10 protein-coding genes and 1 pseudogene are annotated in these 17,212 nt (G+C 66.6%); 8 read left to right on the forward strand and 3 right to left on the reverse strand.

Annotation, left to right across the window (positions count from 1 at the left end):
• Positions 1-79: 79 nt before the first annotated feature.
• From RS897_RS09920 to RS897_RS09940, 5 genes and pseudogenes are all read left to right on the forward strand, one after another.
• Positions 80-706 (forward strand): annotated as a pseudogene (locus tag RS897_RS09920) (nucleoside/nucleotide kinase family protein); the annotation flags it as partial.
• A gap of 304 nt (positions 707-1,010) precedes the next feature.
• Positions 1,011-3,515 (forward strand): sensor histidine kinase, encoded by a 2,505-nt coding sequence (locus RS897_RS09925; protein WP_315836392.1) that lies wholly within the window; start codon positions 1,011-1,013, stop codon positions 3,513-3,515.
• Positions 3,512-5,047, forward strand: coding sequence for a tRNA (adenosine(37)-N6)-threonylcarbamoyltransferase complex ATPase subunit type 1 TsaE (gene tsaE / locus RS897_RS09930; RefSeq protein WP_315836393.1), 1,536 nt, complete (start codon positions 3,512-3,514; stop codon positions 5,045-5,047). The genes RS897_RS09925 and tsaE overlap by 4 nt, the downstream gene beginning before the upstream one ends.
• A 123-nt stretch (positions 5,048-5,170) precedes the next feature.
• Positions 5,171-5,494: a PilZ domain-containing protein gene (locus tag RS897_RS09935; RefSeq protein WP_315836394.1), complete on the forward strand. Its 324-nt coding sequence runs from the start codon at positions 5,171-5,173 to the stop codon at positions 5,492-5,494.
• A 165-nt stretch (positions 5,495-5,659) separates the two neighbouring features.
• Positions 5,660-6,382 (forward strand): nucleotidyltransferase family protein, encoded by a 723-nt coding sequence (locus tag RS897_RS09940; protein ID WP_315836395.1) that lies wholly within the window; start codon positions 5,660-5,662, stop codon positions 6,380-6,382.
• A 21-nt stretch (positions 6,383-6,403) separates the two neighbouring features.
• Here RS897_RS09940 and RS897_RS09945 read toward each other — a convergent pair whose 3' ends face one another.
• On the reverse strand, positions 6,404-7,000 hold the full coding sequence (locus RS897_RS09945) for a TetR/AcrR family transcriptional regulator (protein ID WP_315836396.1): 597 nt from the start codon (positions 6,998-7,000) through the stop codon (positions 6,404-6,406).
• 113 nt (positions 7,001-7,113) lie between these two features.
• On the opposite strand from RS897_RS09945, the gene RS897_RS09950 reads away from it, so the two are divergent.
• Positions 7,114-7,533 carry a VOC family protein gene (locus RS897_RS09950; RefSeq protein WP_315836397.1) on the forward strand — a complete coding sequence of 140 codons (420 nt, stop codon included), beginning with the start codon at positions 7,114-7,116 and terminating at the stop codon, positions 7,531-7,533.
• 20 nt (positions 7,534-7,553) lie between these two features.
• Here RS897_RS09950 and glgA read toward each other — a convergent pair whose 3' ends face one another.
• The gene (gene glgA, locus RS897_RS09955) at positions 7,554-8,993 is read right to left on the reverse strand and encodes a glycogen synthase GlgA (protein ID WP_315836398.1); all 1,440 of its coding nucleotides are present in this window, start codon (positions 8,991-8,993) and stop codon (positions 7,554-7,556) included.
• Positions 8,990-10,258, reverse strand: coding sequence for a glucose-1-phosphate adenylyltransferase (gene glgC / locus RS897_RS09960; RefSeq protein ID WP_315836399.1), 1,269 nt, complete (start codon positions 10,256-10,258; stop codon positions 8,990-8,992). The genes glgA and glgC overlap by 4 nt, the downstream gene beginning before the upstream one ends.
• A gap of 243 nt (positions 10,259-10,501) precedes the next feature.
• Between glgC and addB the strand changes: the two genes are divergently transcribed.
• Together addB and addA are read left to right on the forward strand one after the other, a co-directional pair.
• Entirely contained in the window at positions 10,502-13,663 is a 3,162-nt protein-coding gene (addB, locus tag RS897_RS09965) for a double-strand break repair protein AddB (RefSeq protein ID WP_315836400.1), read from the forward strand.
• Positions 13,660-17,142 carry a double-strand break repair helicase AddA gene (gene addA, locus RS897_RS09970; RefSeq protein WP_315836401.1) on the forward strand — a complete coding sequence of 1,161 codons (3,483 nt, stop codon included), beginning with the start codon at positions 13,660-13,662 and terminating at the stop codon, positions 17,140-17,142. The genes addB and addA overlap by 4 nt, the downstream gene beginning before the upstream one ends.
• Positions 17,143-17,212 lie beyond the last annotated feature (70 nt).

Consider the following 17,212-nt stretch of genomic DNA (forward strand, 5'->3'; position numbering starts at 1 on the left):
ACGTGCAACGCTGCTGAACGATCTTGCCGAACGCATTACGCGTCTCGCACCCGGGATGCCGATTCGCGTCGCCATCGACGGACGGACCGCCGCCGGCAAGACCACTCTGGCGGACGAACTTGCCGTCGCGATCAGCCGCAGCGGCCGGGAGGTGATTCGCACCTCGATCGACGGCTTTCACCGGCCGAAGGCGGAACGTTATGCCCGCGGGCGCACGTCCGCTGAAGGCTACTACCACGACGCACGTGATCTCAAGGCCATCATAGCCCTGCTGCTGGCCCCGCTGGGCCCGGGTGGAGATCGGCACTATCGCACGGCGTCATTCGACCTGGAGAACGATTGCCCGATCGCGCAGGACGCGCTGTCGGCATCCGCCGACGCCATCCTGATCGTCGACGGCACGTTCCTGCAGCGGCCGGAGTTGCGCGACGGCTTCGACCTGACGATTTTTGTCGAAACCTCCGAGCGCACCTCCGAACAGAGGGGCGTCAACCGCGATGCCGATCGTCTCGGCGGCATGGCGGCGGCGGGCCAGCTCTACGCGAATCGGTATAAGCCTGCCTTCGTCCTGTACGAGCAGCTCTGCAAACCGGCCGATAGGGCGGATGTGATTCTGGACAACGACGACCTTGAGCGGCCTCTGATGCGAATCCGTCCGGACGGACGGCTGTCGGCCAGCGCATACGCGCTCCCACGGAAACCATAGGTTCCACCGCCGTTCGCAACATCTAGTGGTCGCGCGCCATCGGTGGCCAAATGCTGCGATGGCCAAATTTCGCCGGCACTCAATTTCAGCGGCTGCGACCACGTTCACGGTCTGGACTCTTACCCGTCGAGTCCCCTTGAGGATATTGTGAAACGATTCGCGAACGGTGGAGCGGACACCGCGCGAACGAAATTGCGAACTTCGCCGCGTGAAACCCGCGCGGCCGTGTGGAATTCGACGCCGGATCACGGACAATCGGTCGCCCGCCTTCGACCGGCGACCGTGATTGCGGCAGGGGCAGATCATGTCGGGCGTGGTCAGGGCGATACGTCGGACCTTGATGACGGGCACCGCGCTTGTGCGCGGTGGTCTCTGCGCCGCGCTGTGCGCGACGTCTGCACTGGCCGACAGCGGCAGGCCCTCGCTGCTCTCCCTGGAAGACATCTTCACCCTCAGCCAGCAGGAAACCGCGGCCCTGGCCGTGGCCGCAGCGATCCTCGGCTTCACCGTGGTCGCGACCATCCTGCTGATGCGCACGCGGGTGCGCGCATCGCGCGTCGAAACCCGGCTGCGCGCCGACGTGCGCGGGCTGCAGGCCGAGACCGACAGCCTGCGCGCACTGCTGTTCACCGAACCGCAGGTGCTGATCTCCTGGCCGGCAGCGGGCACCCGCCCTGATATCAGCGGTGATCTCGCCTTGCTGCTGCCGCAGACCGCCCAGCAATCGCCGCAGCGCGTGCTGGCGTTCGGCACCTGGCTGCAGCCCGAGCAGGCGCTGAAGATGGATCACGCCGTCGACGCGCTGCGCGCTGACGGCACGAGTTTCACCCTGCAATTGACCACATCGGCGGGACGGTCGATCGAGGCGCTGGGACGGGCGATCGGCGGCCAGGCCATCGTTCGCCTGCGCGAATTGAGCGGCGTGCGCCGCGAACTCGCGGAAATGACCCTGCGCCACCGCGACCTGCAGGAGGAGACCGGGACACTGCGGGCCTTCGCCGCCGCCCTGCCATGGCCGGTGTGGGCGCGCCGCGATGACGGCACGCTGGCGTTCGCCAATGCCGCCTATGCGCAGGCGACCGAGGCGACCGACGTCACCGACGCGGTCGGCCGTAACCTGGAACTGCTGGACAGCGGCGACCGGCAGGACATGACGCGGGCACTGAGCGAGACCGCGAACTTCAACGCGCGGCTGCCAATCGTGATCGGCGGCCAGCGGCGGATGTTCGACGTGCGCGCGCAGCGCGTCGCCGGTGGCACCGCCGGCGTCGCAGTCGATGCCAGCGAAGCGGCCATGCTGACCGACGCGCTGGAGCGCATGGCGGAGGCGCATCGCCGCACGCTCGATCAGCTCTCCTCCGGGGTCGCCGTGTTCGACGGCCAGCGCCGGCTGGCGTTCTACAACGACTCCTACCGGCGGCTGTGGAACCTGGACCCCGCGTTCCTCGACAGCAATCCCGACGATTCCAGCGTGCTCGACCGGCTGCGCGCGGCCCGCAAGATCCCGGAGCAGCCGGACTTCCGGCAATGGAAGAACAAGCTGCATGAGGCCTATCGCGCGGTCGAGACCGCCAAGGACGTCTGGTATCTGCCCGACGGCCGCGCGCTGAGTGTGGTGACCACGCCCAATCCGGAGGGCGGCGTCACTTATCTGTTCGACGACGTCACCGAAAGCCTCAAGCTCGCGCGCGAATTCGACGGACTGATCCGGGTCCAGCGCGAGACCCTCGATAATCTGGCGGAAGCGGTCGCGGTGTTCGGCAGCAACGGCCGGGCACAGCTGTTCAATCCATCGTTTGTGAAGATGTGGCAGCTGACGCCGGAGGCGATGGAGGCCCACCCGCACATCGAGACCGTGGAAGGCTGGTGCAAGCCGCTGTTCGACGATGCCACGACATGGCGCACCATCCGTGCCGCCATCACCGGCATCGATGACCGCAAGCCGGTGCCGCTGAAACTGGAGCGCAAGGACGGCAGCGTGCTCGACTGCATGGCGATGCCGCTGCCCGACGGCGCCACCATGCTGACGTTCCAGGACGTCACCGACACCGTGAACGTGGAACGCGCGCTGCGCGAACGCAACGAGGCGCTGGAGACCGCCGACCAGATGAAGGTCGACTTCGTCCACCACGTCTCCTACGAGCTGCGCTCGCCGCTCACCACCATCATCGGCTTCGCGCATTTCCTCAGCGATCCCGCCACCGGGCCACTCACCGTCAAGCAGGACGAATATCTCGGCTACATCACCTCATCGACCAATGCGCTGCTCGCGATCATCAACAACATCCTGGATCTCGCCACCATCGACGCCGGCGCGATGACGCTCAATCTCGGCCCGGTCGACATTCGGCGCACCATCGAGGCCGCCGCCGAAGGCATCCAGGACCGACTGGCGCGCGACCACATCAAGCTCGAAATCGATGCCGATCCCGGCATCGGCCAATTCGTCGCCGATGAGCGGCGCATTGTGCAGGTGCTGTATAATCTGCTGGCCAATGCGGTGGGCTTCTCGCCGCAGGATGGTCTCATCACCATCAGCGCGCGCCGCAACACCGACAACGTCTCATTCACCGTCAGCGATTCCGGGCCCGGCATTCCACCCGACGTCAAGGACAAGGTGTTCGACTGGTTTGAAAGTCACACCAACGGCTCGCGGCATCGCGGCGCGGGCCTCGGCCTGTCGCTGGTGCGCTCGTTCGTCGAACTGCATGGCGGCAAGGTCCGGGTGGACTCCGTGGTCGGCAAGGGCACGTCGGTGACTTGCGATTTCCCAAGTGACCAGGCCGCGCACCGCACCGCCGCCGAATGACATCGCCAGCCACATTCTCGCTCGCTCTCGCCAACGAAACGGCCACCGCGCACCTGATGGCCGATCTGGCGCTGCTGATCGGGCCGGGCGACGTCATCACCCTGACCGGCGATCTCGGCGCCGGCAAAACCGCGGCCGCCCGCGCATTGATCCGTTATCTCGCCGGCGACGAGACGCTGGAGGTCCCGAGCCCGTCCTTCACGCTGGCCCAGGGCTATGAGCTTCCCGCCTATCCGGTGCTGCACGTCGATCTCTACCGCGTCAACGATCCCAATGAGCTCGAGGAGATCGGCCTGGTGCCGCTGCCCGATGGCGTGGTGGCGCTGATCGAATGGCCGGAGCGCGCCGGCAACCAGCTGCCCGAGGACCGCATCGACATCACGCTGAGTCATCGCCCGGCGCTGGGATCGAACGCCCGCGCCGCGGAAATCACCGGCCATGGCCGCGCCGCGGCGCAGGTGGCGCGGCTGGAAAGCCTGCGGCAGTTCCTCGATCTCGCCGGCTACATGACCGCGCATCGCGTGCGCATGCCCGGCGACGCCTCGACGCGCAGTTACGCGCGCCTTGTCCGCGACGCCGATGACGGCGGCGGCACCAGCATCCTGATGAATTCACCGCAGCGTCCCGACGGCGCCGCGATCTATGGCGGCAAGTCCTACAGCGCGGCCGTTCATCTCGCCGAAAACGTCAAGCCGTTCGTCGCCATCGCCAATGGCTTGCGCGCCAACGGCATCTCGGCGCCGGCGATCCATCACGCCGATCTCGAAGCGGGCTTTCTCATCACCGAGGATTTCGGCAGCACGGGCTTTATCGACGGCACGCCGCCGGCTCCGATCGCCGAACGTTATCAGGCGGCCGCCGACCTGCTGGCGAAACTGCATCGCGAGACGCTGCCGGACACCCTGCCGCTGGTGCCGCAACGCGACTATCCGATTCCGACCTTCGATGTCGACGCCATGCTGGTCGAGATCGGCCTGATGCTGGAATGGTATCTGCCGGACCGCGACGTCCGACTGAGTGAGCCGCTGCGCGCTGAATTCATCACGATGTGGCGCGAGTTGCTGGCGCGTCCGGTGCTGTCACGCAAGACATGGATGCTGCGCGACTATCATTCGCCGAACCTGATCTGGCTCGACGACCGCCAGGACATCGCCAAAGTCGGCGTGATCGATTTCCAGGACACCGTGCTCGGGCCGCCGGCTTACGACATGGTGTCGCTGGCGCAGGATGCGCGCATTGACATTCCCGACGAATTGGAGATCGCGCTGCTGACCCGTTATGCCAAGGCCCGCCGCGAAACGGACTCCAGCTTCGATCCGCCGGCGTTTGTCGAGAGCTATGCCATCATGTCGGCGCAGCGCAACACCCGCCTGCTCGGCACCTTTGCGCGGCTGAACCGCCGCGACGGCAAGCCGCATTATCTCAAGCACCAGCCCCGGATCTGGACGTATCTGAACCGTTCGCTGGCCCATCCGGCCTTGGCGACGCTACGCGCCTGGTATGAGGCCCACGTTCCGCCGCCCAAGACCTGAGTTTTTCAAGGCCTAAACATGCGCGGCATCAGGCCGCCATTTACCGCTTGTTTACCTCGTATTAGCCACTGCGACCTACTGTCGGCCCGACGACCTGAGACCGGTTGTCCGACGGGAGCGACGATGATGGCAGAACGCCGCAGTGGCGAGCGAGTGAGTTTCGAGCGCGGCTTTTCCGCGCACATGATGGGCATCGACGGCACCTGGCGCCGCAACTGCATGATGGAAGACGTGTCCGAGACCGGCGCGAAACTGACCGTCGAAGGCTCCGTCGAAGGTTTGAACCTGAAAGAATTTTTCCTGCTGCTGTCGTCGACCGGACTGGCCTACCGCCGCTGCGAGTTGTCGTGGGTCAATGGCGACCAGATCGGTGTCACGTTTCTGAAACAAGTCGACAAGAAGAAGCGCCCGAGCCGCCGCAACAGCAACCAGACTGTTGACGGCTGATCGCGCCCGACCTCGCGTCGCACATCCGTCACGTTCGATATTTACAGCTGGCGGCGAAACGAATCGTCGGCAGTGCGCGTTGTTGGGACGCTGGCCGCGGCCACATTCGATGCTAAAATCATGCTAAGATCGCTTTTGAGATAATTGAGCCGAGACCATTTCGAGATGTCCGAGAAGCCCACCACCGCCATGGTTCTTGCCGCCGGCCTCGGCGTGCGGATGCGGCCGCTGACAGACCGGATGCCGAAACCGCTGGTGCAGGTCGCGGGCAAACCGCTGCTCGATCATGTGCTCGACAAGCTCGCGGATGTGGGTGTGCGCAAGGCCGTGGTCAACGTGCATTACCTGCCGGACCAAATCATCGCTCATGTGGCCGATCGTCAGCACCCGCAGGTGGTGATCTCCGATGAGCGCGACGTCATTCTCGGCACCGGTGGCGCCGTGGTGAAGGCGTTGCCTCTGCTCGGCGATAAGCCGTTCTTCCATCTCAATGCCGACACCATGTGGATCGACGGCGTGCAGCCCAACCTGGCGCGGCTGGCCGAACGCTTCGATCCCGCGCGCATGGACATCCTGCTGCTGATGGCGCCGACCACCGCCAGCATCGGTTATGACGGCAGCGGCGACTTCGCGATGGCGCCGGACGGCGCGCTGCGCCGGCGCAAGGAAAACCAGGTGGTGCCGTTCGTCTATGCCGGCGCCGCGATCCTGTCGCCCGCATTGTTCACTGAGGCACCCGCGGGCGAGTTCTCGCTGAACCGGATCTTCGATCAGGCCAACGAACGCGAACGCCTGTTCGGCCTGCGCCTCGACGGCACCTGGATGCATGTCGGAACGCCCGCCGCGGTGGACGCGGCGGATGAGGCGTTTCTCGCCAGCGTGGCGTGAGGGCGCGAGCCGGGCTTTCATTCAAGGCCGACTGATTCTCTCATCTGACAATGCGATCGCCGCTTGCTGGACCGCGGCAGCAATCCGTGCGCCGAGCGCCTTCTCGGGAACAGCGCGCGCGAGCATTGCGCCGCCTGCCAGCAGTGCAAGCAACGTCCAGGCCTGCGCCTCCCGCTCCTTGCGTGTCCCATTCGGCAATCCCGCGGCGATCGCGGCAACCAGCGACATCAGCTCCGTCTGATATGCCGTGCGGGTGGCGGGCTCGGCGCGCTCTACCTCCGCCGACAGCATCGGCAGGGTACAGGCTTCGGCCAGATCACAGGTTCGCTTCGGCCCAAGATAGATGCCCACGAAATCACGGATCCATCCGGACGTGCTGGTCGCGCGCAGCGCCTCGATCCCTTCCCGCAGGTCCTGCAGACCTGCGACAACCGCGGCTTGGAATGCATCGGCCTTCGACTTGAAGTGGCCGTAGAACGCGCCGTGGGTGACGCTGGCCTCCTGCGCCAGGCCGTCGACCCCGATGCCGCCATATCCGAGCTTGCGAAAGCCCCGCCCGGCGGCAGCAACAATCCGCGCCCGGCTCTCCTGCTTGTGTCCCGCGCCGTAGCGTGCCATCTGCCCTCTTTATGTTACGATCGCAATTTAATTCTTGATGATATTGCGATCGTAATGTAACCCTTGTCCGAGCGAAAGCGATCTGTCGCCGCGCGTCCGGAGGAGCACCCGCCATGCAGCTCGCCAACTACCTGTTCTTCACCACCACCTGCGAACAGGCGCTGGGGTTTTATGAACGCTGCGGCCTCGGTCGGACGGTGGAAATCCTGCGCCATGGCGAAAACGGCATGCCCGTTCATAACGAGGCGATGCGCGGCAGGATCATGCATGCGCGGTTCGAAGGCCCTGGCGTGCTGTTCTTCGCCTCCGACAATCACGACGCTGAGCCCATGCGCGGATCGGCGCACATCCTGATGATGGACGACCACACGCAGACGGACACGCTGTTCGGCAAGCTCGCCGATGGTGGCCGCATCACCACCCCGCTCGGGATGCAGCCATGGGGCGACTACTACGGCAAGCTGACCGACCGCTTCGGCGTACAGTGGATGCTCAATTGCGCGATCGCCTCGCGCCGCGACAGCACCGCGTAACGATCCGCATCCCCAACGCGTCAGCCCTGCACGAGCCCGTGGTACAGCGCCGCATACTGCCGTGCTGGCCGCTCCCAGCTGACATCGCTGCGCATGGCGCTGTGCTGCAGCCGCAACCAGACATCAGGGTCCTGCCAGGCGCGCAGCACACGCTCCAGTGTGTGGCGCAGCGCGTCGGTGGTGACCGGGGCGAACTGGAAACCGGTGGCCGCATCCGCGGCGAGTGCGGCTTCGTTCGCATCGATGACGGTGTCGGCAAGGCCACCGACGCGCGAGACCACCGGCAGGGTGCCGTAGCGTAGCGCCGCGAGCTGGGTCAGCCCGCAGGGTTCGAACCGCGACGGCACCAAGAGCGCGTCGCTGCCGCCCTGGATCAGATGCGCCAGCGCTTCGTCATAACCGATCCGCACGCCGACCGTGCCGGGAAACGCGGCAGCAGCCTGCGTGAAGGCTACCTCGAGATTGCGATCGCCGGTGCCGAGCACGGCCAGCTGCGCACCGCTGGCTGCGAGCTCCGGGATCACCTCCGCGATCAGGTCGATGCCCTTCTGCCCGGTGAGACGACTGACTATGCCGAACAGCGGGCCTGCGGTATTTTGCTCAAGTGCGAACGCCGCACGCAGCGCCGTCTTGCTGGCGGCCTTGGCCGCAATCCGCGCGGCGTCATAAGGGGCCGGCAGATGCGGATCGGCGCCGGGATCCCAGACCTGGGTATCGATGCCGTTACAGATGCCGGTGAGGACGGAGGCCCGCGCCTGCAGCAGGCCATCGAGGCCCATGCCGCCCTCATGGGTCATGATCTCGGCCGCATAGGTCGGCGACACCGTGGTGATGGCGTCAGCGAAATGCAGACCGGCTTTCAGGAAGCCGACCTGACCATAAAACTCCACGCCCTCCATCGCCATCATCGCGCCAGGCAATCCCAGCGCGCCGAAGATCGCCGGGTGGAACAGGCCCTGGAAGGCGAGGTTATGGATGGTCTGGACCGTGCGCACCCGCGTGTTGCCCGCGGCGCGGATGTAGGCGGGCGCGAGGCCGGCCTGCCAGTCGTGCGCATGGACGATATCGGGGCGGAAGTCCGGCAGCAGCCCCTGGCCGATGGCTCCTGCGATCCGGCCGAGCGCGGCAAAACGACGCCAGTTGTCCGGCCAGTCCCGTCCCGCGGCGTCGACATACGGATTGCCGCCCTGCCCATACAAATGCGGTGCATCCACCACCAGTAGGTCTAGCCCGGCGACCTCAGTGCGCAGCACGCGGGCCTCGGCGCCGAACAGATCGGCTTCGCGATGAAGCGTCTGCGCGTTGCCGATTTTTTCCATCACCGACGGATAGCCGGGGATCAGCGAGCGCACGGTGAAACCTTCGCGCGCCAGCGCAAGCGGCAACGCACCGGCGACATCGGCGAGCCCGCCGGTCTTGACCAGCGGATAGATTTCGGACGCGACGGACAGAACTTTCATCGATTGGTCAGGCGATCGATCATCGGCTGGGTGATGAGGCAGATGCCCTTCTCGGTGCGGCGGAAACGCTCCGCATCCGCAACCGGATCCTCACCGACAATCAGCCGATCGGGAATCCGGACGCCGCGATCGACGATGGTGTTGATCAGGCGCGCGCCACGCCCGACCTGCACATGGGGCAACACCACCGTATTCTGGATGCGCGCCCCGCCATCGAGCCGCACGCCGGTGAACAGCAGCGAGCGTTTGACGCTGCCCGACACAATGCAGCCGCCGCCCACCAGCGAGTCTTCGGCGACTCCCGTATGGCCATTGCCGTCACCAACGAATTTCGCCGGCGGCGTCACCTCGGCGAAGGTCCAGATCGGCCAGTTGCGATCATAGAGATCGAGCGACGGCAGCGGATCCGTCAGATCGATATTGGCCTGCCAGTAGGCGTCCAGCGTGCCGACATCGCGCCAGTAGGCCTCGCCGTCCGGACTGCTGCGAACGCAGGAGTCCGAGAAGCGATGCGCCACCGCATTGCCCTGCCGCACCAGGAAGGGAATGATGTCCTTGCCGAAATCGCGGCTCGATCCGCTGTGGGCCGCGTCGCGGCGCAACTGGTCGAACAGAAAATTGGTCTCGAACACATAGATGCCCATGCTGGCGAGCGCCATGTCGGGCTTGTCCGGCATGCCGGGCGGGTCCTCCGGCTTTTCCAGGAAGGACACGATCTTGTCGGTGTCGTCGATGGCCATCACGCCGAAGCCGGACGCGTCCTCCCGCGGCACCTCGATGCATCCCACCGTGACGTCGGCGCCGGACTGCACGTGCTGCTGCAGCATCAGCTCATAGTCCATCTTGTAGACGTGGTCGCCCGCGAGGATGACCACATACTTCGGACGATGGCTCTTGATGATGTCGATGTTCTGGTACACGGCATCGGCTGTGCCGGCATACCACATGGAATCGTCCATGCGCTGGCTCGCCGGCAGGATATCGAAACTCTCGTTGCGCTCCGGCCGCAGAAAATTCCAGCCGCGCTGCATGTGCCGGATCAGGCTGTGGGCCTTGTACTGGGTGGCGACCGCGATCCGGCGGATGCCCGAATTCAGCGCATTTGATATGGCGAAATCGATGATCCGCGATTTGCAGCCGAAGAACACGGCGGGCTTGGCGCGCTTGTCGGTCAGCTCCAGCAGACGGCTGCCGCGTCCGCCGGCGAGGACATAGGCCATGGCATGGCGTGACACCGGTGCCGAATGGGTGCGGGGGCTCGCCATGCGTTTTCTCCTCTTCGGAAGCCCGCAACTCTGCGGGGACTGTCAGCGAAGGCCTCCGTCCACGAACGACAGGCTGGCCGTTTCAGCGGGATGTGTCAACGAGAACGCCGCTGCCCCACGGCTCGTTCCTGATCTTGGCTGTCCGTTGAAAGATCGTGGCGTTCGTCCTCACTACGCCGCTAAAATATGCTTTAAGCCATTTCATGATGGCGCCATCGAATCAGGCGCGGCTCCGGATTTGGTATGCACGTCTTCAATATTCCAGCCTCGGTTCCCTTCCTGCCGGCCCTGATCACGGCGCTGGTCGACGGCCGGCTGATCGAGGGATTCGAGGCGCGCCGGCAACCGGAACGGCTGGCCGACGTCACGCTGTATCTGCCGACACGGCGCGCCGGCCGGATGGCGCGCGAAGTGTTCCTGGACGTGCTGCAGACCGACGCCGTGGTGCTGCCGCGGATCCTGCCGCTCGGCGACATCGACGAGGACGAACTCGCCTTCGCGCAGGCGGCCGCACACGCCCCGCTGCTCAGTCTCGATATTCCGCCGGCGCTCGGCGGCCTGGAGCGGCGGCTGGTGCTGGCGCAGCTGATCGGCGCCTGGGCAAAGACCACCGCGCCGAAAAATCCCGCCGACGCGCCGCTGGTGATCGGCGGCCCCGCCTCGACACTGGCGCTGGCCGACGACCTCGCACGGCTGATGGACGACATGACCACGCGCGAGGTGCCATGGCAGGCGCTGACGCAGCTCGTGCCCGACAACCTCGATGTGTACTGGCAGCAAACGCTGAAATTCCTGCACATCGCCACCAAGGCGTGGCCGGACTATTTGAAGGAACGCGACAAGATCGAGCCGGCACAGCGCCGCGACCAGTTGATCGAAGCGGAAGCCACGCGGCTTGCCACGCAGCCGACCGGCCCAGTGATCGCCGCCGGCTCCACCGGATCGATGCCGGCCACCGCGAAGTTCCTGCACGTCATCGCCAAGCTGCCGCATGGGGCTGTGGTGCTGCCGGGACTCGACACTGATCTCGATGCCGCCGCCTGGCAGTTGATCGGCGGCACCCAGGATCGCAACGGCGCCACGCTGTCGATGCCGTCACCCGGCCATCCGCAATTCGCGCTGCATGCGCTGCTGGAGCGTTTCGGCCTGTCACGCGACGATGTTGTGCCGCTGGAGGTCCATGCGCCGCAGGGACGCGAACTGCTGACATCCGAAGCGCTGCGGCCGGCCAGCGCCACCGCGCAATGGCATCAGCGCCTGACTGACGCCGTCATCAGCCAGCGCATCGCCGACGGCATGACCGAGCTTGCGGTGATCGCCGCGCCGACCGCGGACATGGAGGCGCTGGCGATCGCGGTGGCGATGCGCGAATCTTACGAGACCGCAGACAAGACCGTGGCATTGGTGACACCGGACCGGGCGCTGGCGCGCCGCGTGATGGCCGCACTCGATCGCTGGAGGCTGGCGTTCGACGATTCCGGCGGCGATTCCCTGATGGACACCTCCGCCGGCCTGTTCGCGCGGCTGGTCGCGGCCGCGGCCACCGACAATCTGGCACCGGCCACACTGCTGGCGCTGCTGAAGCACCCGCTGCTGCGGCTGGGGCAGCGCGCTGGCACATTCACCACCGCCATCGCCGACCTCGAACTGGCACTGCTGCGCGGCACCCGCCCGCAGGGCGGCACCCAGGGACTGCGCCGCGACTTCGACAGCTTCCGCGGCGAACTCGCCAAGCAGGCGCGCGGCGAGCCTTCGCTGCTGCATCGCTCCGAGCCACGCAGCCGCCTCGACGGAACGGCACTGGCTGGTGTCGACGACCTGATCGCGCGCCTCGCCACGGCGTTCGCGCCGCTCGAACAACTTGCCGTCGGCAAGGCGCATGATCTTGCTGATATCGCGGCCCGCCATCGCAAGGTCATCGACGCCCTGTCGCAGGATGCCTCCGGCATTGCCGTCGCCTTCGAGGGCAGCGACGGCTTGGCGCTGGCGCATGCCTTTGATGAGCTGCCCGATGACGGTTCGCCCAGCGGCGTGCCGCTGCCGCTGTCGGACTATCCCGACGTGTTCCAGACCGCATTCGGCGATCGCATCGTGCGGCGACCACCGGTCGCCCATGCGCGGCTGCGCATCTACGGTCCGCTGGAAGCGCGCCTCACCACCAACGACTGCGTCATTCTCGGCGGCCTGGTCGAAGGCGTGTGGCCGCCGGAGCCGCGCATCGACCCCTGGCTCAATCGCCCGATGCGGCATAAGCTCGGCCTCGATCTGCCGGAGCGGCGCATCGGCCTCTCGGCCCACGACTTTGCGCAACTGCTCGGCGCGAAAGACGTGATCCTCAGCCATGCCGCCAAGGTCGGCGGTGCACCGGCGGTGGCCTCGCGCTTTCTGCATCGGCTGGAAGCTGTCGCCGGCGACACGCACTGGACCGCGGCCACGGCCAAGGGCGACACTTATCTCGCCTGGGCCGCGGCGCTCGACCGCCCCAATGCGGTGCGCCCGATCGGCCGGCCGCAGCCGAAGCCGCCGCGCGCCACGCGTCCGCTGAAAATGTCGGTCACCGAGATCGAGGACTGGCTGCGCGATCCCTACACGATCTATGCCCGGCGCATCCTGACGCTGCAGAAACTCGATCCCATCGACATGCCGCTGTCCGCCGCCGACCGCGGCTCGGCGATCCATGCCGCCATCGGCGATTTCACCCAAGTGTACAGCGACCACCTGCCACAGGATCCGGTGCGGGCGCTGCGCGCGATCGGTGAAAAAGCGTTCGTGCCGCTGATGGACCGCCCCGAAGCCCGAGCGCTGTGGTGGCCGCGCTTCCAGCGCATCATCGCCTGGTTTGCCAACTGGGAAATCGAACGGCGCACCATGATCGCCGGCATCACGGCGGAAACCCGCGGCGAGATCGTCATTCCGCTCAGCCGCGGCCGCGCCTTCACATTGTCCGCCCGCGCCGACCGCATCGACCGGCGCAATGGCGGCGATTACGCCATTCTCGACTACAAGACCGGCGCGCCGCCGACCGGCAAGCAAGTGCGGATGGGGCTGTCGCCGCAGCTGACACTGGAAACCGCGATTCTGCGCGAAGGCGGCTTCGAGGGCATCCCGGCGGGATCGTCCGTCGGCGAGCTGATGTATGTCCGCCTCAGCGGCAACACGCCGCCCGGCAAGGCCGAGCCGCTGGAGCTGACACGCGACCGACGCACCGATCCGGCGATTTCTCCCGATGAAGCGGCGATCGAGGCGCGCAACAAGCTGGAGGCGCTGATCCGCAAGTTCGAAAACGAGGACCAGGCCTACACGTCGCTGAACCTCACCATGTGGGCGAACCGCTACGGCGACTATGACGACCTTGCCCGCATCAAGGAATGGTCGGCGGCCGGCGATGGCGGAGACGAGCTGTGAGTGGTCCGCGCCTCATTCCGCAGGACGCTCGCGCCAAACAGACGCGCGCCTCCAATCCCGCGGCCTCGGTGTTCGTCTCGGCCAATGCCGGTTCGGGCAAGACCCACGTGCTGGTGCAGCGGGTGATCCGGCTGCTGCTCGCCGACGTGGCGCCGGAAAAGATCCTCTGTATCACCTTCACCAAGGCCGCCGCTGCCAACATGGCGGAGCGGGTGTTCGAAACGCTCGGGCACTGGATCACGCTTGACGATACGGCCCTCGACGCCGCGATCCGCGATGCCGGCGCAACCACTGGACCGGCGATGCGGCGTCGCGCGCGCGAGCTCTTCGCCTGCGCGCTGGAGACGCCGGGCGGCCTGAAGGTGCAGACCATCCACGCGCTGTGCACCCGGCTGCTGCAGCAGTTTCCGTTCGAAGCGAATGTGCCGGCGCGCTTCAGCGTGCTGGATGACCGCGACCAGAACGACCTGATGGAACGCGCCAGCCTCAAGGTGCTGCTCGACGCCGCGGCGAAGTCCGACAGCCTGGCCGGCCAGGCGCTCGCCACCGCCATGACCAGCGCCGCCGATGTCACCTTCCGCGATGTGGTGCGCGAAGCGGTGCTCAGCCGCGACTATTTTCAGGCCTGGACCCATCAGGCCCGTACCCTCGACACGGCGCTGGCGCAGCTGAACCAGGCACTCGGCGTCGTGCCCGGCGACAGTCTCGAGCAGATCGAAGGCGAGATCGTGGATGGGCCGCATCTGCCGCGCATCGACTGGGCCGCGATATCAGCGCAGTTTGCCAATGGCTCGAAGTCTGACGGCGACCAGGCGGAGCGGCTGCAACTGGCCCTCAGCCTCAGCGGCACCGCGCAGGTCGAGGCTTATCTCGGCATTTTCTTCACCGGCGCGGGCGAACTGCGCAAATCGCTGCTGACCAAATCTCTCGCCAAGGACAATCCGGGCCTTGCAGCGGCGCTGGAGCGCGAAGCGTCGCGGGTGCTGGCACTGTTGCAGCGCCGCCGCGCCGTCGCCATTCGCGACCGCACCCGGGCGCTGCTGGTGATCGCCACCGCCGCCGCCGACAACTACCGCCGCGAGAAGGAAGAGCGCGGCCTGCTCGACTATGACGACCTGATCGACAAGACGCTGGCCATGCTGGAGCGTACCGCGTCGAGCTGGGTGCACTTCAAGCTCGACCAGGGCGTCGACCATGTGCTGATCGACGAGGCGCAGGACACCAGCCCGCGGCAGTGGGACATCGTCGAGCATATCGTCTCGGAATTCACCTCCGGCGCGGGCGCGCGCGGCGGCATCAAGCGCACCATTTTCGCCGTCGGCGACGAGAAGCAGTCGATCTTCTCGTTCCAGGGCGCGGCGCCGCGCGAGTTCGACCTGCGCCGTGGCCGCTTCAAATCCCGTTTCGAGGCCGCCGAACTGACGTTCGACCCGGTGGTGTTCAACTATTCCTTCCGCTCCGGCGCCGGCGTACTGCAGGCGGTGCAGAGCACGTTCAAGACGCCGGAAATCTATCGCAGCGTCACCTCCGACACCGACGGCATGGCGCCGCACATGGCGCTGGAGGACGCAGCGCCCGCCATGATCGAGCTGTGGGAATTGCAGGAGGCCGACGAGCGACAGGACCTGGAAGGCTGGCAGGCGCCGTTCGACGCAGTGTCGGAGACGAGCCCCGAGGTGAAACTGGCGCAGCGCATCCGCGACCGCATCAAGGCGCTCATCACCGAGCGCACCGCGACCGGGATCGCGAGCAAACGGCGCCTGCTGCGGTATGGCGATATCCTGATCCTGGTGCGCCGGCGCGGCAAGACCTTCAGTGCGGTGATCCAGGCGCTGAAACAATCCGGCATCCCGGTGGCCGGCGCGGACCGGCTGAAGCTGACCGAGCACATCGCGATCATCGACCTGATGAACCTCGCCGATGCGCTGCTGTTTCGCCGCGACGACCTGGCGCTGGCGGTGGCGCTGAAGAGCCCGCTGTTCGGGCTCGGCGACGACGAGCTGTTTCGCCTGGCCCACGATCGCAAGGGCAGCCTGCGTGATGCCCTGACGCGACATGCTGACGGTGATCTCGTGTTCAAGGCCACACTGCAGCGGCTGGAGAGTTATGAAGCGCGCGCGCTCAGCGGCACCCCGTTCGCGTTCTATGCCTGGCTGCTCGGCGGCGATGACGGCCGCGCCCGGATGCTGGCGCGGCTGGGCGCCGAGGCCAACGATGCGCTCGACGAATTCCTGGAGCTGGCGCTGAGTTATGAGCGTCGCGGCCCCGCCTCGCTGCAGGGCTTCATGGCCTGGCTGCGCTCCGCCGACACCGACATCAAGCGCGACATGGAGATCTCGCGCGACGAAGTGCGGGTGATGACGGTGCACGGCGCCAAAGGCCTGGAAGCGCCGGTGGTGATCCTCGCCGACACCACGTCGTCGCCGACCGACACCCAGCGGCTCAGCCTGATCCGCCTGCCCCATGCACACGGCGCCGGCGGCACCTGCGTGGTGTGGGCCGGCCGCAAGGCCGACGATCCCGCAAGCGTCGCCGCCGCCCGCGCGGCCATGACCGGCGACACCGAAGACGAGTACCGGCGGCTGCTGTATGTGGCGATGACCCGCGCCGCCGACCGGCTGATTGTCGGCGGCTGCATGCCCGGCAATCGCAACGAGGTGCGCGAGCACTCCTGGTATGACCTGATCCGCAAGGGCCTCGAGACGTCCGATCTCGCGGAAGAGACGATCGAGACCCGCCACGGCCCGGTGCGCCACTACACGCGATCGGCCGATCCGCTGCTGCCGGCGCCGATTTCTGCCGCGGCCGAGCCGGAAAGCACCGCGCCGCTGCCACCGTGGCTGCGCACATCGGCGCCGCGCGACCGCATCGACACCGTGCTGTTGCGCCCCTCCGAAACCGACGACGGCACGGGACATGAAACCAAGCCCGGCGAAGCCGCAGCCCAGCGCGCCCGCGCGCTCAAGCGCGGCGTGCTGGTACACCGGCTGCTGCAGTCATTGCCCGATATCGCCGCCGAACGACGGCGCGAGGTGGCGCTGCGCCATCTCGCCCGCAATGTCGCCGACTGGGACGAGACCGAGCGCACCGCGCTGGCCGACCAGGTCGCGGCACTGATCGCGGCCGAGAAGTTCGCGGCCGTGTTCGCCGCCGGCAGCCGCGCCGAGGTTCCGATCGTGGGGCGGCTCACGCGATTCGGCCTGCCGCCGGTGCTGGTGTCCGGCCAGATCGACCGGCTGGTGGTGACGCCGACGGAGATCCTGATCATCGACTACAAGACGAATCACAACCCGCCTAAGACCGCGGCCGAGGCGCCGGCGGCCTATCTGCGCCAGCTCGCGCTGTACCGCGCTTTGCTCGGCCGCCTGTATCCCCAGGCTATCGTCCGGGCGGCGCTGCTGTGGACAGAAGCCGCTGAAATCATGGAGATTCCCGCTCCCGTCCTGGACGCAGAGCTGGCCCGCATCATCTCCTCGTGACGAGCCTTGACCCGGCAACAGGCCGTTCATAGGTTCGTTTTATCTTTTTGGCGCGAATCTCCGCACGTTC

This window comes from Bradyrhizobium prioriisuperbiae (assembly GCF_032397745.1).
Lineage (GTDB): Bacteria > Pseudomonadota > Alphaproteobacteria > Rhizobiales > Xanthobacteraceae > Bradyrhizobium_A > Bradyrhizobium_A prioriisuperbiae.

Excerpts from the sequence above, each read along its gene's own strand:
- RS897_RS09950 (WP_315836397.1), top strand. The coding sequence starts at position 7,114 with ATGCAGCTCGCCAACTACCTGTTCTTCACCACCACCTGCGAACAGGCG.
- addB (WP_315836400.1), top strand. The coding sequence starts at position 10,502 with ATGCACGTCTTCAATATTCCAGCCTCGGTTCCCTTCCTGCCGGCCCTG.
- RS897_RS09925 (WP_315836392.1), top strand. The coding sequence starts at position 1,011 with ATGTCGGGCGTGGTCAGGGCGATACGTCGGACCTTGATGACGGGCACC.
- RS897_RS09935 (WP_315836394.1), top strand. The coding sequence starts at position 5,171 with ATGATGGCAGAACGCCGCAGTGGCGAGCGAGTGAGTTTCGAGCGCGGC.
- RS897_RS09945 (WP_315836396.1), bottom strand. The coding sequence starts at position 7,000 with ATGGCACGCTACGGCGCGGGACACAAGCAGGAGAGCCGGGCGCGGATT.
- glgA (WP_315836398.1), bottom strand. The coding sequence starts at position 8,993 with ATGAAAGTTCTGTCCGTCGCGTCCGAAATCTATCCGCTGGTCAAGACC.
- RS897_RS09940 (WP_315836395.1), top strand. The coding sequence starts at position 5,660 with ATGTCCGAGAAGCCCACCACCGCCATGGTTCTTGCCGCCGGCCTCGGC.
- glgC (WP_315836399.1), bottom strand. The coding sequence starts at position 10,258 with ATGGCGAGCCCCCGCACCCATTCGGCACCGGTGTCACGCCATGCCATG.
- tsaE (WP_315836393.1), top strand. The coding sequence starts at position 3,512 with ATGACATCGCCAGCCACATTCTCGCTCGCTCTCGCCAACGAAACGGCC.